Origin of the sequence: Rhodoblastus acidophilus (assembly GCF_009720655.1) — a bacterium.
GTDB lineage: Bacteria > Pseudomonadota > Alphaproteobacteria > Rhizobiales > Beijerinckiaceae > Rhodoblastus > Rhodoblastus acidophilus_A.
The window spans coordinates 36606-63352 of the sequence record NZ_WNKS01000017.1 but is presented as its reverse complement, the minus strand read 5'-3'; the positions used below and the strand labels follow the sequence as shown (position 1 = coordinate 63352).

Genomic DNA, 26747 nt, shown 5'->3' with positions numbered 1-26747 from the left:
CAGCAGGACGATCCGCGTTTGAACGACACCTCCGGGACTTTCGTGGGAGGATCAAACAACCGAAACATTATGAGCCTCACTCAAAATTATGGACAATTTGAACGATCAGCCGCTTGCGCTCCGGCGTCAGAGACATGCGCTGGACCGCAGATGGCTCCCCTGGTGTGGCGATCCCGTTTCAGGCTTCACGCGGGAAAACAGCGTCGCGAATTGCGCGAACGGCTCCGCCGGCATGGGGCGGGCGAATAGAAAGCCCTGGTAGACGCGGCAGCCGCGGTCCGCCAGGAAGGCGCGCTGCTCCTCGGTCTCCACCCCCTCGGCGATGACGGAGAGCCCGAGCGTCTCGCCGAGCGCAATGATCGTCTCGGCGATCGCCGCGTCATTGGGGTCCGATATGACGTCCCTGACAAAACTCTTGTCGATCTTGAGCTGGTCGATGGGCAGGCGCTTCAGGTAGGACAGCGACGAATATCCGGTGCCAAAATCATCGAGCGAAAACCGAATGCCGAGATTGCGGAGGACGGTCATCTTGGCGATGACCTCTTCGATCCGCGAGATTTCAAAGCTCTCGGTGACTTCCAGCTTCAGGAGGCGCGGATCGGCGCCTGTGCGCTGCACCGTTTTCCTGACGCGTTCGACGAAGCCGGGGTGGTGCAGTTGCACCCCGCTCACGTTCACCGCAAGCGTCAAGCCGGCCATCGCGGGAGACCGCGCCCATTCGACCAACTGGCGGCATGCGGCTTCAAACACACCGTCCCCGAGCGGGATGATCAGCCCCGAGCTTTCGGCGACCTCTATGATCTCGACGGGCGAGGGCGCCTGGCCGCCCGCCCGCGGCCAGCGCAACAGCGCCTCCGCGCCGACGAGCCGTCCCTGGTCATCCACCTGCGGCTGGTAATGGAGGAGGATGTTGTTCCGGGCGATGTCCTCCCGCAGGTCCGCCTCGATGGCGGCGCGCGCCTCGACCAGCCTCTGCATCGTCGGGTCGAAGAAGCGCACGGCGTTTCGTCCCGACGTCTTGGCTTCATACATGGCCATGTCAGCCCATTTGAGCAGATCGTCCATGCCTTGCCCGTCATCGTGAAACAGGGCGACGCCGATGCTCGCCGTGCAGCGGAAGCTGTGGCCGTCGAGATTTTGCGGTTCGGCGATTCGCGCGATGATGTTCTCGGCGATCGTTTCCGCCTGAAGCGCCGCGCCCGCGACGTCGGATGCGCCGAGATCGGTCAGCAGGACCACGAATTCGTCGCCGCCGAACCGCGAGACCGTGTCGCCATCGCCGACGCAACGGATCAGGCGCGCCGCCGACTGTTTCAGCAGCAGGTCGCCCTTGTGGTGACCGAGCGTGTCGTTCAGCCTCTTGAACTGGTCGAGATCGACGAAGAGAAGCGCCGCATAGGTCTTCAGGGCCCGGCACTGCGCCATGGCCTGGCGCGCGCGCTCGACCAGGATCGTGCGATTGGGCAGGCCGGTCAGCTGGTCGTAGAACGCCAGCTCCCTGATCTTCGCCTCGGCCTCCTTGCGCTCAGAAAGGTCGTAGTAGGTTTTGACATAGTGCGAGTGGGCGCCGCTGTCGTCCTGGACGGCCGAAACCGTCAGCCATCGCGCGATCGCCGCGCCGCGCTTGGTCCGCAACCGGACTTCGCCTTGCCACCGCCCGGAAAGCTCGCTCGCCGCGAGTATTTCCGCGTAAAGGTTCGATGTGTCGTCTTGCGCATTGAAGAGCGCGGTCGATTTTCCGACGAGTTCATCGGCCCGGTAGCCCGACAGCTCGGCGAACGTCCTGTTGATCCTGAGGATCCTGTGATGGGCGTCCGTGACGATCATGCCCTCCTGCGACTCGAACGCCGTCGCGGCGATGCGCAGATCCGCATTGGTTTCCTTCAGGGCCCTGGTCTTGCGGCGCAGATCGTCTTCCAGCGCCTTGCGCAAGGCGATTTCTTCGGACAGGGCGTCGTTGTGTTGCGAAAGTTCGTGACGGCGGCGGTCGGATTCGGCGTAGTCGTTTTTCAATTGCGCCGTTCGACGGCGCTGCCGCTCGAACCCCACCGCCATCAGGAACAAGGCCGCGGGAAACGCGGCGAGATAGAGCGCATAGGCCGGCGGGGCGACGCCGCCGTAAGCCGCCGCCTCCGAGGCGAGGGTCATCAGGGAAAGCGGGGCGCCCTTGATCGGCGTCCGCAGCGCCAGCATGCCGTCGAAGCCCTTGCGCTCGGAAACGGCGGGCGTGAGCCGGTTCGCAGGCAGTTCCGCCAGCGACCTTTCCACCAGATCGAAGTTCGCGCTTGCGTCACGAGGCGATAACGCGTGGCTTCCGTCGCCGATCAGCAGGAATTCGTGGTACCCGCCCGCCCTGTCATCCGCTTCGATCAGAAGCCGTGACAGGGCCTTCAGGTCGGCGGTTGTCGCGATCGCGCCGACCAGAACATCCTTGAAGAACACCGGCGCGATGACTTCGATCGTCCAGGCGCGCGGGTTGATGCGCGGCGGCTGGGAAATCGGGGGGAAATCGCCGATTTCGGGAATCGAGCCGTCGCCGACGGCGACGACGGCGGCGCCGTCGCGTTTGACGAAGCCGATGTGGCGAAGAAAGGCGTCGCCGCGCAAGGACATGCGCTCGATGGTTTTCTGGAAGCGTTGCTCGATGAAGCCGATGTTGGCGTTCAAGCCGTAGCGCGGCGACATGCCCAGCGCTTCATTGGTGAGGTAGGCTTCGATCTCGTGGCTGCCGGCGAGCTGCGTTGCGAGTTTTTCCTGCTCCGACAAGAAGTCCTCGACCACCGCGGCGCGCCGGGCGCTGTCCGCGAGCAGGCGCGCGTCGGTGGCGGAGCGCAACTGGACCTGGGTCGAATACAGCGTCCATGCGAGGACCAGCACGAACACAAGGAAGCCGCTCGCCATCGCCAGCGGCCAGTGAAGGAGAAGGCTTTGCCGGTTGGGGATCAATCGCTGGCGCCTTCCCGTCGGTCAAATGCAGGACGCGGGATCGCCGGGAGAAGCTCATCGTGAAAGACGCGGACCATTCCTCAACCCACCCGTCTTCACCGGCGATGCATGCGGAGATCGTCGGGCCGCGCTGACCCGCGCCATCCGAGCGCGGGACTGTCCGCTTGCGTGTTGCGACCCAGGCGCACGGGTGTTGGCCCGCAATGGACTACAACTTTAAATAGCAATTATTTCAAAATGGTTGTGGGGCGGCGGGCGACCTGGAAGCTGGATTTTTTCGCCTCGCCGCCGCCTTATCGCCAGCCCAGCGCCTGCCGCGCCATGTCGGCCTTGCGCGCGATCATTTTCTCCGCGAGCGCCGCGCCGCCGCCATGCTCGGCGACGATCCGGGCGATCGCGGCGTCGGGAATGCGCGTCACCACGGCGACGGACTCGCGGAGTTCGGCGGGGCTCATGTCGCCAAAGAGTTTTGTTGCGTGCGGATTGTCCGGGTCGGCGCGCAGCGTTTCGAGTTCTGGAGCCGTGGGGCCAAACGCCTTGCCCTTGGGATCGCCCTGCGCGCGGAACGCCAGCGCGCCGCCGACGTCGAGCGTGATCGCCACGCCCTCCGCCACGCCCTGGTTGTCGCCATGGAAGCCGGCGGCGTCCCAGTTGGCGGTCCAGGCGTGCACGCCGAACCAGCGCCGCGCCTGCCGGCGTTCGGCCTCGTCGAGTTCGGCGATGGTTTTTTTGTCCAGAGCGAGGAATTCGGTGGCGACCTCGCAGGGATCGCCGGCGCGCAGATAGGTCAGCGTCGGCGCCCCGGCGAGCTGATAGAATTTCGCCGCCAGATATTCATTGCGCGCGTGCGCCGCCGATTCGAGCGTCTTGACGTAAAAGCGCCGGCCCTCGTCATCGCGAAAAACGCCGCCGGGATTGCTCCCGAGCGTGCCCGCCAGTTTTTGCAGGCGCGCTGCGTCGATCGAGTCGATATCGACCAGCGGCGTCGTCTGGCGCACCAGCGCCAGTTGTGTCGGGGTTTCGATGGCGCCTTTGCGCGCGGCGCGGACCTCTTTGATCGCCTGCCTGGGCTCCATGCCCAGTTCGACCAGCAGCCGCGCGGCGATCATGCCGGCGCGGCCCAGACCGCCCTTGCAATGGACCAAAACATCGCCGCCGCCGCGCAACAGGGCGCGGATGTCGCGTCCGTGCGTCCGCCAGGCGCGCTCGAACGCCGCGTCGGGGATCGAAAAATCGGGGATCGGCAGATGCCGCCAGTCGAGACCCTTTTCGAACACCTTGGCGCCGAGATCGGGGACTTTGAGCGCCAGAAGTTCCGCCGGCTCGACCAGTGTGACCACAAGCCGCGCGCCAGAAGCGACGATGGCGTCGAGATCGGCGCCGAGGTCGCGCGCCCAGACGCCGGAATGCGCGGCCCTGTCGTGCTTGCCCGGACAAAAGGTGACGCCGATGCGCCCCAGCGACGGCCCCGCGCGCACATGCGCGATTTGCAGCGGATGGGTCAGGCTGGTGCGGGGCTTGGTCACGGAGGCGGTCTCGATTTTTTCCAGGCCGACCCTATCGCAGCGTTCGGCTCAGCGCCAAGCGGGGGCGGGGCCAAAAACAATCGCCCCGCGCGAGGGCGGGGCGATGGCGAAGGCGTAGAAGCGGTTCAAATCACCACATGGTCCAGGCGTAGACGAACAAGGTGTTGTTGTCCTTGGCGTTGCGGCAGTTCGGACAATTGATCGGGTCGATATTGGTCGCGCCGCCGTCCAGCCTGTTGAACAAGGAATAGGCGACGCCCAGGCGCGTGTTGAGCCAGGGCCAGATCTTGGGCCCGCCGCGCATGAACGGCAGATAGGCGACATCGAAAACCCAGCCCGCGGAATTCGGGGAGTAGTTGATGTTATTGGCGTACAGCACCGCATCCGAGCTGCCGGTGAGCTGCCAATAGGTCGCGGTGAACGAGTACATGTGATTGTAGACATACTCGCCGGAAAGCCTGAAGTTGCGCAGGTAATTGACCCCGTTGCCGCCTCCGTTGATCAGCGTGGTGGCGTCGAGACTCTGGCGCTCGAAGATGTAGTTGGCGCGCAGGGTGACGGCGTGCTCGTCGGTGAGCCACTGGTACTGGGAGTCGAAGGCGACGTCGGCCATCTTGTTCGTGCCGACGCCGAAGGTGCGGTCCGGGAGGATGTTGGCGAACATCCCATAAGTTCCGATCTCGAAGGCGTGTTCGCCCCAGACCGGCGCGAAGGCGAGCCGGTAATAAGGCGCAAGCCCGTCGATCGTGAAGGCCGGGTCCGGCGGCGAAGGGGAGCCGAGCTTGGTCTGCATGGTCGGCGTCAGCGAGCCGTAAGCCGCCATTTCCGCGTAATAGGTGTTGTTGATGAAGACATAGGCGCCCGTGCCGACAGCCAGACTCGGCGAGGCCAGGCTGTCGAGCATGGTCCCGGCGGCGGGTCCGAAGGCGAACGGGGTGTCGAGGAAGGGCGCCTGCCACGCCGGGACGGTGTTCCAGACATCCTGGACGGTCGGATTGTTGTTGGCGGTGATGCCCCAGAGCACATCGATGTTGCCGGCGGTGAACTGGCCGGTATAGCGGATGTCGAGATTGTCGAGGCCGAACACGCGCGCGCGATCGTTGGCGTAGGTCAACTGCGCGAACATGCCGAGGTTGCCGTAGACCTTGCCGCCGTAAAAGATGCTGGCCTGCTGGGCGAGATCAACATAATTGTTCTGGCCGGAAAAGCCGCCGTTGGGCGAGGGAACGCTATAGTTTCCTGTCGGCGCGTCGAGACCGCGATTATAGTTCGTGTAGCCCGCTTGCCAGAGGAAGGCGATCGGCAGGGGCGGATCGAACAGCGCGTCCTGCGCGCCGCTGGCGCCGTAGGGGCCGCCGCCGCCGGATATATAGCCGTTCAGTTTGAACAGCCGGCCGAACGGGGTGAGTTGCAGATAGGCCGTGTGGCAGGTCGAGCAGGTCTGACCGGTCTGCCGCGCGAAGCTCGGAAGCGCCGCGGCTTTTTCGGGCGCGCTCAAGGAGAAGGCGACGGCGAGCGGCGCGGCGAGGGATAGGGCGCTCCGGAGCGAAATCCGCAAGCGGTCTTCGCCTTGAAACGCCTTGGCGATTGCGACCTTCAAGACCATCCGATCTTTCCCCCCCTCGACCTCAACCGGCGGCGATTTTTCGCCGTCTCTGTCCCGAATTCGGCGGGACCCCGCCGTGACACGCATTTGAAGCCGAGACGTCTCGACCTCTTTTGCGGCAACAACTTTGATTTATGGTTAACAACTGGTTTCCAGGGCCCGACGCGTGCTTTCCCGGATCATTCCACGTAGCTCAGATACGAAGCGAGAGCGTCGATCTCGCCCGGCGACAGGAATTTCGCGACCTTCGGCATCGGGTGCGCCGCCTGGCGGTAGCCCTCGTTCCATTGGTCGAGTTGCCGCTTGACGTAGAGATAGGAGAGGCCGCCGAGCCGGGGAATCTGGCGAACGCCTTCGGCGCTCGGCCCATGGCAGACGACGCAGGCGACGACGTTCTGGCTGGGGATCCCGTTCTCGAAAATGTCTTTTCCGGTCGCGAGCAGATTCTTGTCGCCGTCGTCGGCGGGCCGGGGCGCCTGCGAGGCGAAATATTGGGCGAAGCCGGTCACAAGGTTGGGCGTCAGGTTCGCGGACGCGTTGTGCATGTATTTTCGCGCGTAGGGATTGTCGCGGACTTGGGCCATGAAGGATTTGAGCTGATTTTCGATGTATTGCGGCCGCTGCCCGGCAATTCGCGGCGCGACCATGAAACCCTGGCCCGAAACCCCGTGGCAGAAGGTGCAGTTGCGGATGGGGAGATCGTCCTCCGCCAGAAGCGGGCCGGTCGAAGCCAGCGTGATCGCCAGGGCCGCCAGATGAAGAGCGAATCGGTTCATGATCCAAGGTCTCGCGCTTGAACGGACTTCAATTCCGAATGGTCAGACGAACCGACTCACCTGAGCGAACTGACGTAGGCGGCGACGGCGGAAATTTGCGCCGGGCTCAGGTTGCGCGCCACCGGCGCCATGATCCCTGAGGAATCTTCGCCGCGTTGTCCGCGCTCCCTGCTGAAATTGGTCAGGGTCTTGGTCACGTACCAGTAGAGCTGTCCGGCCAGGCGCGGAATTTGCCGCGTCCCCCGGGCGTCCGGCCCGTGGCAGACGGCGCAGGCGGGAATATTGGCGTCTGGAAGCCCCACCTCGAAAATGCGTTTTCCCAGGCCCGCGCCCTCGGTGGGCCCGCCGCCATGGGGCGCCGCGTTCAGGGACCGGAGATATTCCGCCAGCGGCTGGATCATGCCGGGGCTGATGCCGGTGACCACGTTCTGCATGATCGGGTTCAGCCGGCGGCCCTCCTTGAAGGCGTGCAACTGGTTCTCGATGTATTGTGGCTGCTGTCCGGCGAGGCGCGGCATGGTGTAATAGCCGCGGAACCCCTGTCCGGACGTCCCATGGCAGATCAGGCAATACTCGATCTTGCTTTCGATCGACTGACGGGAGACGGGTCCCTTGCCCCTGTCGGCGGCATGGCTCATGCCGCAGAGCGCGAGAGCAAAAGCTGCGGATCGCACGCCCAATTTGAACCCGGTGGTCCCCATACCCGCGCCCCCCGCGCATTTATTGATTGCGATTCTGGTTGTGGTCTTCTCGTCCGCCCGTTGGAGTATTCTTGTTCTTCTCGGCTCGACGCAAGGTAAGAAAACACAAACCACAACCTCAGCGATTCGTAAACGCCTCCTCGGACGATGACAACTGGGAGGTGGTGTATTGCCGAAATGATTTGTGTGTTTTGGTCGGTGAGTTGCAAATATGCATCAACGCTGAACTGTTTACACTATTTGTTAATGGCTTCGTTTTCAGCAGAAAATCCCGAAAAGTTTTCTTAGCGCCCTGTTATGGAAGGAATTTTTTTTGTATTCGGCTGTTGGTGGGGCGTTTTGCGTCGCAGCATGGTCGTTTCGGCGCCTGTTCCTCTTGGTCGCCTCCGTCTTGCCAAGCTGACGGCGGCGCTGTTACAAATCTCCCGGTTGTTGTCGGGATTCCTGAAAAGGAACGCGGCGGCGCCCAATAAGCCTGAAAACGCAAGCTTTCGTTCGGTCGACAGCACGTCTGGCGTCGATCATAGAATAATCACAAAAGCTTTGCGTGACAGGAAAGCTTCCGCAGGGGGATAGGAGCTGTCATTTCACCGAAGGTGCAAATGAACAGGCTTATTTGCCTTGGTGTGAAGGACGTCGTTTGGGGGGAGAGATGGCATTCTTCAATCGCGGGTCGCTGTCTTTGGCGGCTTCTTTCATTGTTCTTTTCAGCGCGGGCGCGGTCCGCGCCGAAGACAGCAAGCCGGCGGCGGTTTCCCCGCAGGCGGTTCAGGCCAAATTGGTCTTCTGCAAAACCTGTCATGGTTTGTCCGGACAAGGTTTTCTTGGCGCCCAGCCCATCCCGCGACTCGCCGGACAGCAACCCGAATACATTGCGTATGAGTTGACGGCGCTCAAGGAGCACCGTCGAACCGATCCCTTCATGAACGAAGTCACCAAGGGGCTGTCGCCCGAGATGATCCAGGCGGTGAGCACGCAGTTCAAGGACCTCAATCCCCCGCCAGCCTCGCCGGGGCCGCAGGCGTTGGTGGCGGCCGGCAAGAAAATCTATGATGAAGGCGTTCCCAGCGAGGAAGTGCCCCCCTGTTCGGCCTGTCATGGCGAAGACGCCAATGGCGCCGGCGAATTTCCGCGTTTGGCTGGCCAGATCTACGAGTACATGGTGCGCGAACTCGAGGAATGGGATTCCATTCGCGGGCTGGACCCGAAGAAACCAGACAACGCCGCGATCATGTCGCCGATCGCGCACAAGCTCAGCAAGGACCAGAAGCGCGCCGTCTCGGCCTATCTCAGCAATCTCAAATAATCGGGTTGGACGGACGCCGCGCCGCTTCCTCAATGTGTAAATTTGATATCGGCTATGCGCAATGAGCAGGCGAATGTTGCACTGCATCAATTCCGAGTCGCCAGGCTTCGGCTAGAGCATTTTCAAGCGAAGCGGATGCTGGTTCGCGTGAAAAAATGCGTCAAAACAAGAATCTAGAGTTTTTCATGTTTCTATGAAACGTGAAAAACTCTAGCCTCCGAACATGGTTTGGACCGCGTGAGCGTATCCGCTCGTCATGCGCGAGCGAAACCTGACCTGTGCGGTCTTGGAGGCTTTTCATGAAAAACGTTGATCAATCAAAGGGCGTTTCGCGCCGTATGCTGCTGACGGGTGGCGTGGCGGCGGGTTCGGCCGCCTTGCTCGCCGCGACGGGCGCCCAGGCGCAGGTCAAGGTCCCCAAATCCGCCGTGAGGTTCAGTTCGGTGGCCGCCGCCGCTGGCCACACCTGCGGCGGCTGCAAGTCGTTTCTGGCTCCCTCCGAGTGCATGTTCGTGCAGGGCGAGACGTCGCCGGACTGCTCGTGCTGGATCTGGCGGGGCAAGACCGCCTGAGGCGTCGCCAAGCAGAAAGGCCGAGTTCGGGCGCGCCGGCCCTGGAAAGGCGCCGGCCGCGTTCGGCGCGGCCGGCATTGATTTTTTACTTCTTCGCGCCGTCGGCGTTGTACTGGATGAGGAAGGCCCAGATGTCGTCGCGGTCCTTCTCGTTCGGCAATCCGGGGAAAGTCATCTTGGTGCCGGGAATCTTCTTCTGCGGCGCCGCGATATAGTCCTTGAAGGTCGCCTCGTCCCAGGTGATCCCCGAATTCTTGTTGGCGTCGGAATAGGCGTAACCCGGGTAGGCGCCGCTGTGGCGGCCGGAGATGCCGTTCAAGACCGGGGCGACGGCGTTCTTCGCGTCAGGGCCGATGTTGTGACAGGCGTGGCACTTCTGGAAAATCTTCTCGCCCGCGGCGGGGTCGCCGGCGTCGCCGACGCCGGCCCAGGCGCCGTTGGCAAAGAGTCCAAACGCGGCAAAAGTGACAATGGTGTAAATTTTCATTGTTGATTCCGTCCCTTTATTGGTATTTATTTGGTTCGCCACTCCAAAAAAAGCGTGGCGTCCAAGGAAAAGCTAAAACCTGAGCTTGACCAAAGCAATCTGCCGCGCGCAACGGAATCGGCGATTTAGTTTTTTTAAATTGCGGTTCATCAAAACTTGATTCACTTGGCGTCAAGCGCGTTGAGCTTGGCGAGTTGTTGCGTAATCGCCGCTTTCAATCTTGAATTGTCAGGTGTTTCCCTGGCCAGCTCCGTCCAGATCGCCCGCGCGCGCGTTATGTCGCCATCCTGCGCAGCGCCCAGCCCGATGTAGAAGCGCGCCTCGCCGAGCCTGGGGTTCAGGCCCAGGGCGCGCTCGAAATGGTCGTTGGCCTCGAGCGTGACGACGCCCTCGCGCGCGTCGATCATGGCTTCGCCGATCGCCTCGTGGCGCAGGGCTGTCTCGCCCAGCAGACGCAGCGCCTCCTCCCGCGCGCGAACGGCGTCGTCCCACCGGCTCAGGCTTTGATAGAGCGGCGCCAGCTGTTCGAAGGCCTGGCCGTCGCCGGGGTGCTCGGCCAGATGTTTTTCGAGACGCGCGACCGCCTGGGCGGGCGTCTCGGCTTGGCCCGCCGGGTCTGGTCGCAGGCGCGCGACAAGGGGCTGGTCGGGCAGGGCGGGTTTGCCGACATGGGCGTAAAGGCCGAAGGCGATGGCGGGCATGGCGACGGCCGCCAAAAACGCGGCGGCCCAGCGCGCGCCGGTCGAACGCGCCGGGGCCGGGGCGGAAAGATCGAGCGCGAGGAGGCGGCGCGCCGCCTGGGCCCGCGCCGCTTCGGCCCCGGCGGGATCGATGAGGCCGCGCCGGAGGTCCGCGTCCAATGCGGCGACTTGCGCGCGAAAAAAGGCGACATCCGCCTCGCCCTCGCGGCTGCGCCGGACGGCGCGCGCCAGGGGCCAGAGCACGGTCAGCAGGGCGAAGCCGGTCAGGACTCCAAGGGCGAGCCAGATCATCGCCAAAGCTTATCTTTTCCCGCCACCGACCGGAAGAGGGGGCCTCAGGCGGCGGAGGACTTCGCCGTCTTGTCGCGGCGGGCGGCGCCTTCGCCTGTCTCGCAAATCTGGAAGTCCGAGACCAGCGCCAGCAGAGACTCGCTCTGGCGGTCGAGCGCCTCCGTCGCTTTCGAGGTCTTGACGACCATGTCCGCATTGAGCTGGGTCGTCTGGTCGAGCGAGGCCATGGCCTTGCTGACCTGTGTCAGGGTAGCCGCCTGCTCCTGCGTCGCCTTGGCCATGCTGGAGACCTGCGCGTCGAGCAGCCCGACCTGTTCGATGATGCGGGCGAGCGCGGTTCCGGCGCCGCCCACCAGCCCCACGCCGCGTTCGACCGCGTCGGCCGACGAGGTGATCAGCCCGTTGATCTCCTTGGCCGCCGAGGCCGAGCGCTGCGACAGCGCCCGCACTTCCGAGGCGACCACGGCGAAGCCGCGTCCCGCCTCGCCGGCGCGCGCGGCCTCGACGCTGGCGTTGAGGGCCAAAAGGTTTGTCTGGAAGGCGATCTCCTCGATCATGTCGACGACCTTGCCGATTTCGCGCGACGATTGCTCGATGGCGCCCATGGCGGACACGGCTTGCGAGATTACGCCCCGGCTCTGTTCGGCCTCGGCGCGCGCGGAGCGCACGTTGCCGGCCGCATTGCCGGCGCCCTCCGCGCCGGCCCTCACGGTTGACGTCAGCTCCTCGATGGCCGACGCCGTTTCTGCGAGCGTCGCCGCCTGCTGCTCGGAGCGCCGCGAAATGTCGGAGGCGGCCTCGGCGATTTCACCGCTCATCGCACCGACGGCGTTGGAGCTGTCGATCACATCCTCCATCGCCTGTTGCAGCGCGCTGGCGGCGTCGTTGAAATCCGATTCGAGCTTGGCGTAGACATCGGGCAGTTTCAGGCGCGCGGTCAGGTCCCGCGCCGCGAGGCGCGCCAGGCCGGAGCCGATCGTGTCGGCGACGATTCTGCGCTCGGCGGCGATGGCCGCGCGCTCCCCCTCGCGTCGCGCCTTCTCCTGCTCGACCTGTTCTTGCGCGCGGGTTTCCGCCGCCTTGCGGTCGGCCTCGGCGCGGGCGCGGGCCTCGGCTTCGCGGGCGGCGTTGAGGTTGATCTTTTCCTTCTCGGCGGTTCGAAAACCTTCGAGCGCGCGGGCCATGGCGCCGATTTCGTCGCCACGCTTGGCCTGGGGCAGGTCGATGTCGAGGCGCCCGGCCTGGATCGCGCCGATGGCGCCGATGAGTTGGCCCAGCGGCCGCGAGATCGAGCGGATCACGATGATCGCGGCCAGCAGGCCCAGGACGACGAACACCAGCGATTGCGTCACCCGCGCCAGAACTTCGGTCTTGAAGCCGGAAATGCGCGCGTCGAGCAGACTCGCCATCACGTCGTCGAGCTTCGGCATCAATGCGGCGGCGGTCTCGGCGACATCTGGCGCGACCGCCAGGACAGCGGCGGGATCGCGCGCGGCGGCGGCGCCATGCAACGTGTCGACGCGCGCAGCCAAAAGCTTCACCTCCGCGCCGAGCGCGGCGGCGACGGCGCCATTGTCCCTGATCGCCTTCTCGTAATCGATGGCGAAGGCGGACGCGGCGGTGGCCAGCTGGTCGCGCGCCACCGCGAAGGCCATCAGCGCCTCTTCGCCGCGGGCGGACTGCAAGGCGCTCGCCGCGCCCGAAAGTTCGCTGGTCCGTTGCAGGATCGCCGGCGCCTGGGCCACCAGCATGTCGCCGACGAAATAGGAATCGCCATCGGGATCGAGCGTGATTTTCGCCTTGTCGGAGACCAGGCTGATCGCGTCGGACAGTTTTGTCGCGGCGGCGGCCAGATCGTCGCCGCGCAGCGCCTCGATGGCTGCGCGGGCCTTGCCGCCGATCGCCAGCGCGCCCTTGTGGTCGGCGCGCGCCTGTTCGATGGCCGACGCCGCCGCCTCCGCCGCTTGGGCGTCGCCGTTGAGCGCCGCGACATAGCCTTGTTGCAAGGTGCGGATATAGGCGACGCCGCCTTGCTCCTGCCGTGCGAAATGGATGAGCGAGTCCTTTTCGTTGTAGGCGGACCAGAGCATCAGGACCAGAGGCGACAACAGGATCGCGACGACAGCGGTCAGCTTTTTGGTCAACGACCAGTTTTCTAGCTTCATGGATCTGCTCTGCGGCTGAAATACACGTTAAAGTTGTTCTAAATCCATTAATGTCGCCTTAGAATTGAAGGCGTTTCGACGTTAATGGCCGCGGAAATCCGCCCTTCGCCTGAAGGGTTTCCGCGCGATTTCGTTTTCGCGGATCGCGAAGCGATCTTGCGGAAGCCGCGTCAGCCTTGCGCGAAAAAAACGTCGTCGTCCTCGGCGTGGGACGGAGCGGCGGCGGGCGTCGGATGGCGTGCGAGAAAGCGCGCGAGGTCGCGAAGCAGCAGGGGCCGCACGGCTTCGGCGACGTCGACCATGACCGCGCCGGGCGTGCGCCGCCCGAGTTGGTCGATGAAATCGGCGAGCCCCGCGACCTCCTGGGCGCTGCGGTCGAGTTCCTGCAGATCGGCGAAATGCGACAGCGAGGCTCCCCCGGAGGTCCGCATGACCTCGCTGATCGCGGTCTCGACGCGGTGCAGCCTTGCGGAGGTCAGGCGCAAGGCCTCGGCCGCGCGCTCCAGCGCGCTCGCCAGATCGGTCTCGCCCTCCGGCCGCGCCGTCATGCGAACAGCTCCATGTCGCCGGCGGGGAGGGCGCCAGTGTTGAAGGTGCTCGCCCTGGCGGCCTCGGCGGCGGCGAGTCTGGGCTCCGACGCGACATAGAGCTGACGGGCGCGTCCCGAAACGGGCCAGAACTGCAGGCGCCGGGCGCGTTCGCCGCCCAAATCCTCGGCGACCACCCTTATGCCCTCGTGGCGCAGGAAATTCTTGGCGAATTCGGCGTTGGCCGCGCCGATCGCGCCCAGTCCGCGCAAGATGGTGGCGCCGCCGAACACCTTGGCCCGCATGCGCTCGCGCCGGGCGCCGAGCTTCATGAGATCGTTGATCAGGACCTCCATCAGATACACGCCATAGCGCTCGACGTCCCGCTTCTGGAGGTCCGCCGGTTCTCCGGGCAGGAGAAAATGGTTCATGCCGCCGGCGCCGGCCGCGGGGTCGTGCAGGCAGACCGCGACGCACGAGCCGAGCACGGTGGAGAACACCGTTTCGGGGTCGCGGCTGACGGCGTGTTCTCCCTGAACGATCGCGATCGTTTTCAGCGGCGCAGCGGTCATTGCAGCCGCCCGACCACCGCCTCGATCGCCTTGCGCACAGCATCGACGGTGAAGGGTTTGGCGACGTAATTGTTGAGTTGCAGCGCCTTGCCGCGCTCCACCAGGGTCTTGTCCGGGCTGCCGGTGACGAGGATGAAGCCGATGCGGGCGGTCGCCGGCGTCTCGCGCAGTTTTTTCAGCAGCGCCAGCCCGTCCATGCCCGGCATGTTCATGTCCGAGATCACCAGATGGGTCGGCTTCGCCAAAATGTCCCTTAGCGCCTGATTGCCGTCCTTCGCCTGGGCGATGCGGGTGATGCCGATCTGTTCGAGCGCGTCGATGATCAGCGCGCGGCTGACGGCGGTGTCGTCCACCACGGTCACTTCAAGTCTTTCTGCGAGGGAGCCCATTTTAACGCCTTTCCCAACTGGTCAATTCAACAATGCGCCGTCCGATGTCCTGGAGCGGCGCTTCGATTTCCACGGCCCCGCAGGATTTTGCGGCCCGGGGCATTCCGTAGATCATGCTGCTCGCCTCATCCTGGCCGAGCGTGCGCGCGCCGGCCTCGCGCATAGCCTTGAGCCCCGCCGCGCCGTCGCTGCCCATGCCGGTGAGGATCGCGCCGACCGCCTTGGCGCCGAAATGTTCGGCCATTGAGTGAAACAGCACGTCCACCGACGGACGGAAGCCGCCGACCCGTTCGCCCTGGCGAAGCCGGCAATGGGGGCGCGCCGCGTCGACCGCCTCAATGTGGACGCCGCCGGGCGCGACGAGGATGCGGCCCTGGGCGAGGGATGCGCCGTCCTGGGCTTCCATGACTTCCGCATCGGTCACGGAATTGAGGCGCCGGGCGAAGGATTTGGTGAAATTCTCCGGCATGTGCACGGCGATCAGCACCGGCGGTCCGTTTTGCGGAAAACTCGGCATGATGGCGAGCAAAGCCTCGACGCAGCCGGTCGAGGCGCCGATGCCGACGATCCTGCCGTTCCAGCGATAGCCGGGGGCCGCCGCCATGGCTGGCCGGACCCGCTCGCCGATGCGCGCGGAGGCCGCCGCCACCACTTGCGACGGCAGGCTGTCGAAGGCGCCGGGATTGTCGATGGTCGGCTTGGCTACGCAACTCACCGCGCCCAGCTCCATCGCCGCGAGCGTCGCCTCGGCGCCGCGCGCCGTTTGCGAGGAGACCATCACCACCGGCATGGGGCGCAGGCGCATGACCTTGTCGAGAAAATTCAGCCCATCCATTTTGGGCATTTCGACGTCGAGCGTCATCACGTCCGGATTGAGCGCCTTGATCGCCTCGCGCGCTTCGAGCGGGTTGGACGCCGTGCCCACGACCTCGATGCCTTGCGCCCGCGAAAGGGTGGAGGCGATCATGCCGCGCATGGTCGCGGAATCGTCGACGACGAGAACGCGCACCGGCTTCATTGCGCGCCTCCCTGCGGTTTGGCGTTGCGGCGATAGGCGGTGACGCCGGCGCTGTCGAGGTAGGCGCTCGCGGGGCCGTCGACGCGCTCGGAATGGCCGATGTAGAGCCAGCCGCCGGGCGCCAGCATGGCGGCGAATTTCGCCCACAGGGCTTCTTGCGTGGCGTCGTCGAAATAGATCGCGACATTGCGGCAGAAGATGATGTCGAAGGGGCCGCGCATCGGCCAGTCGCCATTGAGGTTCAGCCGGCGGAACGCCACCATTTTTCGCAGTTCGCCGGCGGCGCGCCGCGCGCTCCCTTCCTTGAAGAAGAAGCGCTGCAGGGCGCCGGTGGAAACGTCCTCGGCCAGCGCGGCTTCGGGATAAACGCCGTCGCGGCCGCGCGCGATCATGCGCGGATCGATGTCGGTCGCCAGCACCTTTATGTCGAGATCGGCGGCGCGGGGGTCCTGCTCAAGAACAGTCAAGGCGATGGAATAGGGCTCCTCGCCGCTGGAGCAGCCGGCGGACCACAGACGCACGCGCGCGCCGCGCCGCGCCCGCGCCAGCAGGCCGGGCAAAACGCTGCTCGAAAAATGTTCGAAATGATGCCGCTCGCGAAAAAACCGGGTGACGTTGGTGGTCAGCGCCGACAGCATTTCGCTGCGCTCGGCCTCCTCCTCGCGCAACAGCGCGCAATAATCGGCAAAACTTTCGAGGTTCAGCGCCCGCAGCCGCTTGATCAGCCGCGAATAGACCAGGCTCGCCTTGCTGTCCGTGAGATGGATGCGGGCGTCGGCGTAGAGCATGGCGGCGATGTCGCGAAAATCCTCCAGGGTGAGAGGAAAATCGCCCTCGATCAGACTGTCCTTGCGCAGCGCGCTCAAGCGGCTTCTCCAAGGGATGGCGGCGCCAGATGTTCGAGGCGGATGAGGCCGATCATGCGGTCCTCGAAAGCGAACACGCCCTGCACGTAGAGCTTGACCACTTCGGAGGCGACATCGGGGATCGGCTGGATGGTTTCGTGCGGCTGCGACAGGATGTCGGAGACCGCGTCGACCAGCAGGCCGACCAGGCGCGCCCCGATCTGCACCACGATCACCACGCGGCGCGCCGAGAGTTCGATGGGGTCGAAGCCCAAGCGCTCCGCGAGATCGACGATGGGCAGCACCGCGCCCCTCAAGTTGATGACGCCGCGCACAAAAGAGGGCGCATGGGGCAGGGCGGTCGCCGGAGTCCAGCCGCGAATCTCGCGCACCGCCATGATGTCGATGGCGAATTCCATCGCGCCCAGGCGGAAGACGATGAATTCTTTTGAGGCGCCGGCGGACGTGTCGGGAATGTGCATGGGTCAGCTCACTGCGGCGAGAGGCGGTTGCGAATGGGTGACGGCGACGAAGGCGTCGATGTCGAGGATCAGCGCGACTCGGCCATCGCCCAGAATGGTGGCGGCCGCCACGCCCTGAACCTGCTGGTAATTGGTCTCCAGGCTCTTGATCACCACCTGGCGCTGGTCGAGAATTGAATCGACCATCAGCGCGCAGCGGGCGCCACCGTCGCCTTCGACGATGATGACGACGCCGGACAGCGGATCGGCCGGCGTCGTTCGAAAACCCATTTCAATCCCGACATCGATCAGCGGCACGAACACGCCGCGATCCGCGAGCACGCGCTGGTCCACGCCGAGCCGGTGCACGTCCCTCGCCTTGGGCCGCAGCGTCTCGACGATGGTCGTCAGCGGCGCAACGAGGGTTTGTTCGGCGACCTTGACCACCATGCCGTCGAGCACGGCCAGGGTGAGCGGCAGGCTGAGGGAAAAGGTGGAGCCGAGCCCCGGCCGCGACGACACGGAGATGCGACCGCCCAGCGACTGGATCGAGCTTTTGACCACATCCATGCCGACGCCGCGCCCCGAAATGTCGGAGACCGCGGCAGCCGTCGAAAATCCGGGCAGGAACAGCAGATTGTCGATTTCGGTGTTCGAAAGCTGCGCGTCCGCCGCGATCAAATCCTTCTCGACCGCTTTGGCCTTGACCCTCGCGCGATCAATCCCCTTGCCGTCGTCGCTGACGTCGATGACGATGCGGCCCGAGCGATGCGCGGCGGTAAGCCGGACTTCGCCATGTTCCGGCTTGCCGGCGGCGGCGCGCTCGTCCGGCGTCTCCAGCCCGTGATCCACCGCGTTGCGGATCAGGTGCGTCAACGGGTCCGCGAGTTTTTCGAACACGGTGCGATCCACTTCGGTCGCCTCGCCTTCGGTCTTCAGCCGCACCATCTTGCCCGTGGCGTCCGCGACCTCGCGCACGATGCGGGTCATGCGCTGGAACAACGGTTTCACCGGCTGCGCGCGGATCGCCATGATCCCTTCCTGGATCTCGCGCGTGAGCTGCTCCAGCGCGGTCAGGTCGTCGAAGGCTTTTGAGGCGCGAGGCAAGGCGGCTTCGACGATGCTTTGCGACAGCATGGCCTGGTTGATGACCAGCTCGCCCACCAGATTCGCCAGACGGTCCACCCGCTCCAGATCGACCCGGATGGTTTGGGACACGGTCGCTTCGGCGCGCACAGTTTCGACCTTGCGCTCCGTGGGGGGCGGGGAGGCCGCCGCTTGCGGAGCGGTCGGCGCGTCGATCATGGGCAGGTCGATCGACAGCGGCGTGAACTCCAGCCCGTCCGCGTTCGCCGCTTCGGCGTCCGGCGCCGGCGCGAGCGGCGCGACGCGCAATTCGCAATCGTCGATGACGAAGTCGAAGGCGTCCTCGACTTTTTCGCGCGGCGCGGCGGAGGTGAGGTCGATGCTCCAGGCGAGATAGGCGCCGCCCGGATCGAAGGCGTCGAGCAGCGGCAGCGCCGAGGCGTCGCAGGTCACGCGCATGTCGCCGAGTTCGGCGAGTTCGCGCAGGATGCGCGCCGGCTCGTTGCCGCGCCGGTACAGGTCGGGGGCGGGGCGGAAGACGATGCGCCACCCCTGCGACGGCGGCGTTTCGGGCGCGAGATCGCCGAGGGACAGGGTGAGCGGCTGGAAACCGAAGCTGTCGGCTGCTTGCGTCGCCGGTTCGCCCGGCTCCTCGGCCAGCCGGCCGAGTTCGTCGCGCAGCGCCTCCAGCCGCGCATCGTCCACCGCCGCGTCGCCTCGCGCCTCGCGCACCAGATCGGCGAGCAGGTCTGCCGAGCGCAGCATGGTTTTCATCGCACTTGGCGACGCCTCCAGCCGGCCGTTGCGCAGGCCGTCGAGCGCGGTTTCGAACACATGGGCGAAGCGCACGAGACGCTCGTATTTGAAGGCGCCGGCGCCGCCCTTGATCGAATGGACCGCGCGAAACACGGCGTTGACGGTCTCGGAATCGGCCTCGCCGATTTCGAGCGCCAGCAGCCCGGTTTCGGTTTCGTTCAGCTGCTCCTCGCATTCCTGGAAGAATGTTTGGCGGATCGTCTCCATCGGGTCCACGCCGGTTCTCCCCGGTTCATAGCGTTTTCAAGCGAAGGGTCCGGTTCGCGTTAAGAAAACGCGTTAAAACAAAATCCTGGAGCGCGAATGCGCTCTAGGCGGGATTTCCGAAAAGCAGCTGCCGGTTTTCGGATGAAAATCCTGCGAAAACAAAGGAACCTCAGCAAACATGCGTTGGGCGACCAACGCATGTTCGCTTAGGCCGCGACGCGGCGCACGACGCTGACGAGTTTTTCCGCGTTGAACGGCTTGACGATCCAGCCGGTCGCGCCGGCCTTTCGCGCGCGCTCCTTCTTGTCGGGCGCGTTCTCGGTGGTCAGCACCAGGATGGGAAGGTTGCGGAATCCGGGATCGTCGCGCACGGCTTCGATAAAACCGTAGCCGTCGAGCCTGGGCATGTTGATGTCGGTGATGACGATGTCGGGTTTTTCGGCGCGCAGCACTTCGAGGCCGTGTTCGCCGTCGATGGCGTGCACCACACGGTAGCCGGCCTCCGAGAGCGCGAGGTTCAGCATGTCGCGCATCGTTCTCGAATCGTCCACGGTCAAAATCGTCATGCTCATCAAGGGTCTCCAAATTCCTGAGCGGGATCGACGCCCATGGCGCGGATCTGGTCGAGCGCCTCGTCGCTGAAATTGACGAAGGTGAGGGCGACGGCGTCGGCGCGCCAGCTTCGCGCCGCCGACAGCAGGGTTTGCAGGCCCTGGGCGCCGATGCGGCGCAGGGGCGCCGCGTCGAGCGTCAACGGCCCATAGCGCAGGTCGCACAGCGCATTGGCCAGATGGACCGCGCCGTCGGCGTCAAGCGCGGCCGGCAGCGCGAATACGGCGGTTTCGGGCGTCTCGGTCATCACGGATCAAAATTCCCGCCAATCCTGGTCGTCGTCCTCGACGGGTGGGCGCGGCGCGCCGGCTGCGGCCCTCAGCGGCGCGCGTTGGGCGCGGGTGGGCGGGGGCGCGGATTTTCGAAACGCGTGGGGCGCCGTTTTCTCCAGTTCGCGGCGAATCCGTTCCGGGGCGCGGCGTCTCACGCTCTCCTGCGCGCGAAGAATGTGGAATTCCGAAATCATCGTCGCCAGGCGGTCGGTTTCCTGGGCGAGCGACTGGCTCGCCGCCGTCGCCTGCTCCGACATCGCGGCGTTTTGTTGCGTGACCTGGTCCATCTGGTTCACGGCGCTGTTGACCTGCTGCAGGCCCGTCGCCTGTTCCTCGGCGCTGGCCGCGATGTCGGTGATGACGCCGGCGATTTCGCCCACCCGTCCCTCGATCTGCGACAGCGCCTTGCCGGTTTCGGCGACGAGAGACACGCCTTCGCTGACCTGGGCGCCGGAGGTGGAGATCAAATCCTTGATCTCCTTGGCCGCCTCCGCCGAACGCTGCGCCAGGGCGCGCACTTCCGAGGCGACGACGGCAAAACCGCGCCCGGCGTCGCCGGCGCGCGCCGCCTCGACCCCGGCGTTCAGCGCCAGCAGGTTGGTCTGGAAGGCGATCTCGTCGATGACGCCGATGATCTGGCTGATTTGGCGCGAGGATTTCTCGATCTTGCTCATCGCCTCCACGGCCTTGCGCACGATCGCGCCGCCGTGCTCGGCGTCGACCCGCGCGCCGGACACGGAGTCGCGGGCGATGCGGGCGCCGCTGGCGGTCTTGTTCACCGTGGCGGTGATCTCATCCAGCGCGGCGGCCGTCTCCTCCAGGCTCGCCGCCTGCTGTTCGGTGCGCCGCGACAGGTCGTTGGAGGCGACCGCGATTTCCTCCGAGCCGGAATGCACCGCGTCGGTCGAGGCGCGCACCGCCTCGAAAGCCGCCGCGAGCTGCTCCACCGCCTCGTTGAAATCCGCCTGCACCTGGGCGTATGCCTCCGGCAGTTCCTCCGTGATGCGCCAGGTGAGATCTTTTTCCGCCAGTCGCGCCAGCCCCGCGCCGATGGTGCGCGCCACGGTGGAGCGCTCGCGGGCGAGCGCCTCGGCCTCGGCCGCCTGGCGCGCCTCCTCGGCCTGCGCCTTCATCTGACTTTCGCGCTCGGCGGCCTCCGCCTCCTGGCGCTTGCGCGCGTCCTCGGCGGCGTCGATATAGACCGAAATGGCGAGGTCCATGTCGAGGTAGATGCCCTTCATCAGCGCGCTGATCGCCGTCGCCAGCTCCTCCGCCTTGGCCTGCGATCCGAAGGCGAAACGGGGCCAGTGCTCCTTGACCACAGCCGTGACGAGGGTCTCGGTGATCAGGGCGTAAGCGCCGATATACCAGCGCGGCTCCAGGCCGATGCGCGCATGCGCCAGGCCGATGCGGCGGGTCTTCTCGTAATAGGCCTGATCGAACTGGCCGGTGGTGATGGCCGACCAATGGCCGAGCTGCTGCCTCTTGGCGCCCTTGATTCTGTTTTCGTTGTCGAAGAACCGCATCGTGTCGGGCGTCGCGCGCACCTGATCGTAGAACGTGTCGAGCGCGAGCGGCAATTCCCGATCGATGACCGGTTTGAGCTTTTCAAGCGCCGCGCTGGTGCGCGCGTCCATGCGCATGAACTGCAATCTCTCGTTCAGGACGCCGGCGTTCGACGCGTGCTGCTGGTTCATGTCCGATGTCTCGATGTGCGCCGTCCGCGCATGCCGATGGGCGACCGGCCGCGACGCGCGTTTGGAAAGTCGGGAAATGCGGGACATGCCGTCCTGGCGGCGGGACCGTGCGGCCTCATGCCTCATGAGGTCGCTGACGCCGCGACCCATGCCGATCCGCTTTATTGATAGAGATCAAACCTTGCGCCGCTATTAACGCAGCCGAATAAACTTCGGCCTGGCCGGCGCCGGCGCGTTCAGGCGCCGACGGGCAAGGCGATGCGCAGGGCGCCCCAATGCCGGCCGCCGATGGCGATCGGCATGGAAATGTCCTTCATCATCTCGACCGCGCCGCCGCCGAGGTCGCGCGGATAGGACTGCACCAGCACATCATGGAGATTGCGCGCCGCCGCAAGGCCGGCGCGGTCGTCGAAAATGCGGCGGTTGCGCGCGTGACGGGCGTTCCATACGGGATCGTCGCCCTGGGGGCGCGACCAGATCGTGTTGTGGACGGGAATATAGCCGTTGCGGTCGGCGGCGAGGCAGAAGGCCAGCCGGGAATCGTCCGCGAGCCCGGCTTCCAGGATCGGCGGCAGGATGCGTTCGAGCAGCTCCAGCGAGGGGGTCGCGACCTGTTCGGGATTGGTGTCGGGGATCGGGGTGTAGTCGGTGCTGAACAGGTCCTCGAGCGAAATCTCGTCGCGGGCGAGCGCCTGTTCCATCGCCTCGCGCACCAGGTCGCGGCGCCGGGCCGCGATGGCCCGCAGCGGCGCGTCCTTGTCGATCTCGCGCGTGACCAGCGCCGCCAGCGCGTCGCGCTGCGCCGCCGAGAGTTCGACGAATTCGATGTGCGCGACATCGGGATCCCGCCCCCTCGTCTTGCCCCGAACGGAGCCGATTTCGGGGATGTGCAGCACGATGTCGGCGCCGTCCTCGAACGCGTGCCCGACGATCCAGAGCGAGCAGCCGCCTTCCGAAATCTCCAGCGTCGAAATCTCGTTGTGGCGTTCGCCGCAGTCGACGTCGATGCGCAGACGGACGGGAACGCGCGGATGCCGTCGACCATCGACGCCCAAAAACCCGCGCACGGTGATGGTGAGGCGGTTGGTCAGGCTGCGCAGCATGCCCGCCACCTTGGCCCCGAAATCCTGCACGTTTGTCGCGATGGTCTCGATCTCGATGACGCCGGCGGTGAACATGCGCGCGCTGCGGCTGAGATTGTTGGCGTTGGACGCCGCCGTGCGGGCGTTGACGGTGATTTCGTCGAGTTGCGCGACCTGATGGGCGGCGTGGCTGGCGACGCCGCGGGCCATGCCGTCCATGTCGCCGATCATGTCCCCGACCTGCGCCAGCGCCGCCGAAGTGGCGTCGGTCGCCGCGACGATCTCGGCGATCTGCTCGGAGATTTCCTTGGTGGCGATGGCGGTGCGCTGGGACAATTGCTTGACTTCGGCCGCGACCACGGCGAAGCCGCGCCCGGCGTCTCCGGCGCGCGACGCCTCGATGGCGGCGTTCAGCGCCAGCAGGTTCGTCTGCGAGGAAATGGCGGCGATCATCTTGACGATTTCGGCCACCCGTCCCGCCGTTTCCGTCAGCCGCGCCATGCGCCGCGCCGCCTCCTGCGAGACGGCGACCGCTTCGCTCGCCCGTCGCGACGTCTCCTCCGCCTGGTCGCCGACCTCGCGGCTGCTGCCCTGCAACGCCTCGACGGCCGAAGCGACCGACTTGATCTCGTCGCGGTTGGTCCGCGAACTGCCTTCCATCATTTCGAATCCGCGCCGCAATTCCTCCATGGAGCGCGACAATTCCCCGACGATCTCGGTGAGATCGCTGGCGCGCGATCGCGCGGTCCGATGCGCGACCCGCACCTCCTCTTCGACCGACTTGACCATGTTCTGAGCGCTGAGCTGAACCATCTGGTCCTCGGCGTTCTCGACGTATGCGGCGAGCGCCAGCTCCATGTCGGCGAACAGGGCGCGCGCGAGCGCGCGCCGGGTTTCGCTGGACTCCCCTCCGGCCCGCTCAACCAGGGATTCGAAGAAGAACAGGTAGCTTTGCAGGTAGAATCGCGGGGAAACGCCCGCCTTGGCGTACGCCACGCCGATCCGGCGCGCCCGCGCCTTGAACGCCTCGTCGGCCGGCGCGGTCAGGAGGTCGCGCCAATGCTCGGCCTGCTCCCGCTTCACCGCCGCGACGCCCTTGCGCGTCAGCAGCGCCAGCTCCGGGTCCTGCCCGAATTCCTGGTGGTAGGCCTCCACCACCGCGCCCAGCTGCGGAACGAGGCGCGCGGCCGCGTGTTCGAGCGGCGCGGCGTCGCCGCTTCCGGTGCTCGAGACCTTGCCGGCGGCGCGCAGGCGAGAAAAGGACAGCATGGCGAGTCCGAACCGAGGGAGACTCGCCGAAGAAAGCATCAAAGACTGGCGCGAACCTTGTCGGGGCGGCGCGCCGGTCCTGATCGGCTACAGGGGAGGAGGGGGCGCGAGGGCGACCAAGGCGGTGTGGCGTTGGGCGAGGCGGCGCTGGGCGGCGGCGACACGGGCGAGCGCCTCGATGTCCAAGGATTTGTCGACGAAAATATAGTGCAGGTCGGCGAAGGCGTCCGGTTCGGGCGGCTGGTGCGAATAGAGGATGACCTCGGCGCCCCGCGCCGACAGCGAGCGCACCAGTCGCGCCGTTTCCTGCTCCCCGGCGAAATCCACCACGGCGACGGCGACCTCATGCACGTCGAGCAGGCGGGACGCCATCGCGGCGTTGCTGACGATCTGGATGTCGGCGATGCCGCGATGGCGCAGCGCTCGCGCGACCGATCGCGAAACCTCAGAATCCCTCTCGCAAAGCAACGTGCACATGGTCTGTTCGCCCTGGCCGATAGGATTTCCTATGACGCAACTGTAAAGATTCGATGTCAGTTTTGTTGTCAACGCATGGTAGCACATGTTCTGGAAAGCGAGAGTCCTTTTTTGCGACGCAACATCAATGAGAAAGCCTTGGACTTGCATTGGCTTTGCGCGTCGCGCATCGTTCGCGACATGAGGCAACGGGAGGAAAATCATGTCGGACGAGCTGCTCGAGGACCTCGCAACCCGCGCGGGAGTCTCAATTTTCTGGCGCGACCAGAGCGGAGCCGATCGTCGCGTTTCCGCCGAAAGTCTGCGCGCCATTCTGGCCGCGCTCGAGCTTCCCGCTTCAAATGACGGCGACTTGCGGCATTCCCTGAGGCTGATCGAGGACGAAGGCGGAAAGCGCGACGGTTTCGCCGTGCGCGTCGGCGAGTCCATACCCCTTCCCCTCGCGGGCGCGGCGACCCCGGTCGAGGCGACGCTTGAAGACGGAACGCGCCGTCTGATCCGGCCGGTCGAGACGGCGTCCGGCCTCGCCCTTCCGGGTTTTGACGCGCCCGGCTACCATCGCCTGCATCTGCCGGGCGGCGATCGCGTCCTCGCCGTCGCGCCGGAGCGTTGCACGACCTTCGCCGACCTGAGCGGCGGCGCGTCCGGCTGGGGGCTGGCGGCGCAGGTCTATTCGCTGCGCGGCGATCACGATTGCGGCATCGGCGATTTCGGCGGCGTCGCCGCGCTGGCGCGCTCGGCGGCCGGGCTCGGCGCCGATTTCCTGGCGATTTCTCCTGTTCACGCCCTGTTCGGCGCGACGCCCGACCATTACAGCCCCTATTCCCCCTCGACGCGGCTGTTTTACAATCCGCTCTGCGCCAGCGCGGCGCTGGTTTTTCCCGAATCCCTGATCAGGCGCGCCGTCGAGACCGCGGGCCTGGGCGAGCGGATGAACAGGCTCGCGGACGCGCCGCAGATCGACTGGCCGGCGGGACATGCGGCCAAGCGCGCGCTGTTTCGCGCCCTCTACGACCTGCTGCCCAAGGCTGGCAAAAAAACTCTCGCGGATTTCCGCGCCTTCCGTGACGGCGCTTCGGACCTTTTGAAGGATTTCGCGCTGTTCGAGGTGCTGCACGGCGCCCAATCCGGCGCCGATCCCGCGCTGTGGAGCTGGCGGCGCTGGCCCGAGGGTTTGGGACCGCGCGAGGCGAAAAAGAGCGCCGCCGCCCGTTCGGAAGAGATGGAATTCCAGATTTTCCTGCAATGGCTCGTCGCCCGCAGCTATGGCGCGGCGCAGCGCGCCTGCCGCGACAACGGCATGCGCGCCGGTCTGATCGCGGACCTCGCCATCGGCATCGACCCCAGCGGCGCCCATGCCTGGGCGCGTCCCGACGAAGTCTTGCAGGGCCTGACCATCGGAGCGCCGCCGGACTATTATTCCGCTGAGGGCCAGAACTGGGGGCTGACCGGCTTTTCGCCGCGCGGGCTCGCGGCGAAGACTTTCGAGCCCTTCATCGACACCTTGCGGGCCAATCTGCGCCATTCCGGGGGGCTGCGAATCGACCATGTCATGGGCCTGAGCCGGCTGTGGCTCATTCCCGAGGGCGGCGGCGCGCTCGACGGCGCCTATGTCGATTATCCCGCAAAAACCCTGTACCGGCTGGCGGCGCTGGAATCCTGGCGCCATGGCGCGCTGGTGATCGGCGAGGATTTGGGAACCCTGCCGATGGGCTATCAGGACCAACTGGCGGCGCAGGGGGTGGCGGGCATGCGCGTGCTGCGCTTCGAGCGCGACGCCAACGGTTTCAGGGCGCCGGAGGCGTGGTCGCCGCAGGCGGCGGCGCTGACCTCGACCCACGACATGATTTCGACGGCCGGCTGGTGGAAGGGCGCCGATTTGGAGGGCGAGGCGGAGCGCCAAGAGCTGGAGGATATTCGCGCCTGGGATCGTGGCCTGCTGTGGTGGGCGTTCCAGCAGGCCGGCGTGGCCTCGGGCGAGCGCCCGGCGCCGGAAGACGCCGAGCCGGTGGTAGAGGCCGCGCTGAGTTTTATCGCCAAGACCTCGTGCGTGCTGAAGCTTGTGTCGCTGGAGGACGCTCTGGCGAGCGACGTGCAGCCCAATGTTCCCGGCACGACCGTCGAAAAGCCCAACTGGCGGCACCGCTTCGTCACGCCGGCCGGCGACTTGCTCGACGAATCGGCGCGCGCCCGGCTGACGCGCCTCGGGCCGCCGCGCGCTTCCCCTTAGAATCCATGGACTTTCCTCGGAGGGGGGCGGCTCGCTGCGAGCGGCGCCCAATTATGTGACATTTAAGCAACGTGCGTCCGGCAAGTCACGCAAGCCGGCGATAATTGGCC

Annotated in this window: 23 protein-coding genes; 3 read left to right on the top strand and 20 right to left on the bottom strand. The window is 65.7% G+C overall.

Going from position 1 to position 26747, the window contains the following annotated elements:
* Window positions 1-126: 126 nt before the first annotated feature.
* The 5 genes from GJ654_RS16025 to GJ654_RS16005 form a co-directional block, all read right to left on the bottom strand.
* Window positions 127-2946: a bifunctional diguanylate cyclase/phosphodiesterase gene (locus GJ654_RS16025; RefSeq protein ID WP_155447184.1), complete on the bottom strand. Its 2820-nt coding sequence runs from the start codon at window positions 2944-2946 to the stop codon at window positions 127-129.
* 293 nt (window positions 2947-3239) lie between these two features.
* Entirely contained in the window at window positions 3240-4472 is a 1233-nt protein-coding gene (locus tag GJ654_RS20990) for a cyclin-dependent kinase inhibitor 3 family protein (protein WP_264586279.1), read from the bottom strand.
* A 130-nt stretch (window positions 4473-4602) separates the two neighbouring features.
* Window positions 4603-6078, bottom strand: a complete 1476-nt coding sequence (locus GJ654_RS16015; RefSeq protein WP_155447183.1) for a hypothetical protein — start codon at window positions 6076-6078, stop codon at window positions 4603-4605.
* A 179-nt stretch (window positions 6079-6257) separates the two neighbouring features.
* Window positions 6258-6854, bottom strand: coding sequence for a c-type cytochrome (locus GJ654_RS16010; RefSeq protein ID WP_155447182.1), 597 nt, complete (start codon window positions 6852-6854; stop codon window positions 6258-6260).
* Between the two features lie 56 nt (window positions 6855-6910).
* Window positions 6911-7492: a c-type cytochrome gene (locus tag GJ654_RS16005; protein WP_155447181.1), complete on the bottom strand. Its 582-nt coding sequence runs from the start codon at window positions 7490-7492 to the stop codon at window positions 6911-6913.
* A gap of 610 nt (window positions 7493-8102) precedes the next feature.
* On the opposite strand from GJ654_RS16005, the gene GJ654_RS16000 reads away from it, so the two are divergent.
* Complete coding sequence (locus tag GJ654_RS16000) at window positions 8103-8861, top strand: c-type cytochrome (RefSeq protein ID WP_264586280.1); 759 nt, start codon at window positions 8103-8105, stop codon at window positions 8859-8861.
* 299 nt (window positions 8862-9160) lie between these two features.
* Window positions 9161-9433 carry a hypothetical protein gene (locus GJ654_RS15995; RefSeq protein WP_155447180.1) on the top strand — a complete coding sequence of 91 codons (273 nt, stop codon included), beginning with the start codon at window positions 9161-9163 and terminating at the stop codon, window positions 9431-9433.
* An 85-nt stretch (window positions 9434-9518) separates the two neighbouring features.
* Here the strand turns inward: GJ654_RS15995 and GJ654_RS15990 are convergent, their stop codons facing one another.
* From GJ654_RS15990 to GJ654_RS15920, 15 genes are all read right to left on the bottom strand, one after another.
* Entirely contained in the window at window positions 9519-9920 is a 402-nt protein-coding gene (locus tag GJ654_RS15990; RefSeq protein WP_155447179.1) for a c-type cytochrome, read from the bottom strand.
* A 161-nt stretch (window positions 9921-10081) separates the two neighbouring features.
* Window positions 10082-10912 carry a c-type cytochrome biogenesis protein CcmI gene (gene ccmI, locus GJ654_RS15985; RefSeq protein ID WP_155447178.1) on the bottom strand — a complete coding sequence of 277 codons (831 nt, stop codon included), beginning with the start codon at window positions 10910-10912 and terminating at the stop codon, window positions 10082-10084.
* A gap of 44 nt (window positions 10913-10956) precedes the next feature.
* The gene (locus tag GJ654_RS15980) at window positions 10957-13077 is read right to left on the bottom strand and encodes a methyl-accepting chemotaxis protein (protein WP_155447177.1); all 2121 of its coding nucleotides are present in this window, start codon (window positions 13075-13077) and stop codon (window positions 10957-10959) included.
* Between the two features lie 170 nt (window positions 13078-13247).
* Window positions 13248-13625 (bottom strand): hypothetical protein, encoded by a 378-nt coding sequence (locus GJ654_RS15975; RefSeq protein WP_155447176.1) that lies wholly within the window; start codon window positions 13623-13625, stop codon window positions 13248-13250.
* Window positions 13622-14176 carry a chemotaxis protein CheD gene (locus tag GJ654_RS15970; protein ID WP_155447175.1) on the bottom strand — a complete coding sequence of 185 codons (555 nt, stop codon included), beginning with the start codon at window positions 14174-14176 and terminating at the stop codon, window positions 13622-13624. The genes GJ654_RS15975 and GJ654_RS15970 overlap by 4 nt, the downstream gene beginning before the upstream one ends.
* Window positions 14173-14565, bottom strand: a complete 393-nt coding sequence (locus GJ654_RS15965; RefSeq protein WP_155447174.1) for a response regulator — start codon at window positions 14563-14565, stop codon at window positions 14173-14175. The genes GJ654_RS15970 and GJ654_RS15965 overlap by 4 nt, the downstream gene beginning before the upstream one ends.
* 1 nt (window position 14566) lies before the next feature.
* A complete protein-coding gene (locus tag GJ654_RS15960) occupies window positions 14567-15583 on the bottom strand; it encodes a protein-glutamate methylesterase/protein-glutamine glutaminase (protein WP_155447173.1) in 1017 nt (338 codons plus the stop codon).
* A complete protein-coding gene (locus GJ654_RS15955) occupies window positions 15580-16449 on the bottom strand; it encodes a CheR family methyltransferase (protein ID WP_155447172.1) in 870 nt (289 codons plus the stop codon). The genes GJ654_RS15960 and GJ654_RS15955 overlap by 4 nt, the downstream gene beginning before the upstream one ends.
* Entirely contained in the window at window positions 16446-16910 is a 465-nt protein-coding gene (locus GJ654_RS15950; RefSeq protein ID WP_155447171.1) for a chemotaxis protein CheW, read from the bottom strand. Before GJ654_RS15950 ends, GJ654_RS15955 begins: the two co-directional genes overlap by 4 nt.
* 3 nt (window positions 16911-16913) lie before the next feature.
* Window positions 16914-18998, bottom strand: a complete 2085-nt coding sequence (locus tag GJ654_RS15945) for a chemotaxis protein CheA (protein WP_155447202.1) — start codon at window positions 18996-18998, stop codon at window positions 16914-16916.
* Between the two features lie 206 nt (window positions 18999-19204).
* Window positions 19205-19570 carry a response regulator gene (locus GJ654_RS15940; protein WP_155447170.1) on the bottom strand — a complete coding sequence of 122 codons (366 nt, stop codon included), beginning with the start codon at window positions 19568-19570 and terminating at the stop codon, window positions 19205-19207.
* A complete protein-coding gene (locus GJ654_RS15935) occupies window positions 19570-19857 on the bottom strand; it encodes an STAS domain-containing protein (protein ID WP_155447169.1) in 288 nt (95 codons plus the stop codon). The genes GJ654_RS15940 and GJ654_RS15935 overlap by 1 nt, the downstream gene beginning before the upstream one ends.
* Window positions 19858-19863: 6 nt before the next feature.
* A complete protein-coding gene (locus GJ654_RS15930) occupies window positions 19864-21579 on the bottom strand; it encodes a methyl-accepting chemotaxis protein (protein ID WP_155447168.1) in 1716 nt (571 codons plus the stop codon).
* A gap of 236 nt (window positions 21580-21815) precedes the next feature.
* The gene (locus GJ654_RS15925) at window positions 21816-23930 is read right to left on the bottom strand and encodes a methyl-accepting chemotaxis protein (protein WP_196305584.1); all 2115 of its coding nucleotides are present in this window, start codon (window positions 23928-23930) and stop codon (window positions 21816-21818) included.
* Between the two features lie 87 nt (window positions 23931-24017).
* Complete coding sequence (locus GJ654_RS15920) at window positions 24018-24407, bottom strand: hypothetical protein (protein WP_155447166.1); 390 nt, start codon at window positions 24405-24407, stop codon at window positions 24018-24020.
* Window positions 24408-24609: 202 nt separating this feature from the next.
* Here GJ654_RS15920 and malQ point away from each other — a divergent pair, with 202 nt between their 5' ends.
* Window positions 24610-26637 (top strand): 4-alpha-glucanotransferase, encoded by a 2028-nt coding sequence (malQ, locus tag GJ654_RS15915; RefSeq protein WP_155447165.1) that lies wholly within the window; start codon window positions 24610-24612, stop codon window positions 26635-26637.
* Window positions 26638-26747: the final 110 nt, after the last annotated feature.

Coding starts and splice junctions, on each gene's coding strand:
- GJ654_RS16005 (WP_155447181.1), bottom strand. CDS start 7,492: ATGAGCCATGCCGCCGACAGGGGCAAGGGACCCGTCTCCCGTCAGTCG.
- GJ654_RS15925 (WP_196305584.1), bottom strand. CDS start 23,930: ATGCTGTCCTTTTCTCGCCTGCGCGCCGCCGGCAAGGTCTCGAGCACC.
- GJ654_RS15980 (WP_155447177.1), bottom strand. CDS start 13,077: ATGAAGCTAGAAAACTGGTCGTTGACCAAAAAGCTGACCGCTGTCGTC.
- GJ654_RS15995 (WP_155447180.1), top strand. CDS start 9,161: ATGAAAAACGTTGATCAATCAAAGGGCGTTTCGCGCCGTATGCTGCTG.
- GJ654_RS15930 (WP_155447168.1), bottom strand. CDS start 21,579: ATGAACCAGCAGCACGCGTCGAACGCCGGCGTCCTGAACGAGAGATTG.
- GJ654_RS15970 (WP_155447175.1), bottom strand. CDS start 14,176: ATGACCGCTGCGCCGCTGAAAACGATCGCGATCGTTCAGGGAGAACAC.
- GJ654_RS15950 (WP_155447171.1), bottom strand. CDS start 16,910: ATGCACATTCCCGACACGTCCGCCGGCGCCTCAAAAGAATTCATCGTC.
- GJ654_RS15920 (WP_155447166.1), bottom strand. CDS start 24,407: ATGTGCACGTTGCTTTGCGAGAGGGATTCTGAGGTTTCGCGATCGGTC.
- ccmI (WP_155447178.1), bottom strand. CDS start 10,912: ATGATCTGGCTCGCCCTTGGAGTCCTGACCGGCTTCGCCCTGCTGACC.
- malQ (WP_155447165.1), top strand. CDS start 24,610: ATGTCGGACGAGCTGCTCGAGGACCTCGCAACCCGCGCGGGAGTCTCA.
- GJ654_RS15975 (WP_155447176.1), bottom strand. CDS start 13,625: ATGACGGCGCGGCCGGAGGGCGAGACCGATCTGGCGAGCGCGCTGGAG.
- GJ654_RS15940 (WP_155447170.1), bottom strand. CDS start 19,570: ATGAGCATGACGATTTTGACCGTGGACGATTCGAGAACGATGCGCGAC.
- GJ654_RS15935 (WP_155447169.1), bottom strand. CDS start 19,857: ATGACCGAGACGCCCGAAACCGCCGTATTCGCGCTGCCGGCCGCGCTT.
- GJ654_RS15990 (WP_155447179.1), bottom strand. CDS start 9,920: ATGAAAATTTACACCATTGTCACTTTTGCCGCGTTTGGACTCTTTGCC.
- GJ654_RS16010 (WP_155447182.1), bottom strand. CDS start 6,854: ATGAACCGATTCGCTCTTCATCTGGCGGCCCTGGCGATCACGCTGGCT.
- GJ654_RS15965 (WP_155447174.1), bottom strand. CDS start 14,565: ATGGGCTCCCTCGCAGAAAGACTTGAAGTGACCGTGGTGGACGACACC.
- GJ654_RS15960 (WP_155447173.1), bottom strand. CDS start 15,583: ATGAAGCCGGTGCGCGTTCTCGTCGTCGACGATTCCGCGACCATGCGC.
- GJ654_RS15945 (WP_155447202.1), bottom strand. CDS start 18,998: ATGGAGACGATCCGCCAAACATTCTTCCAGGAATGCGAGGAGCAGCTG.
- GJ654_RS16015 (WP_155447183.1), bottom strand. CDS start 6,078: ATGGTCTTGAAGGTCGCAATCGCCAAGGCGTTTCAAGGCGAAGACCGC.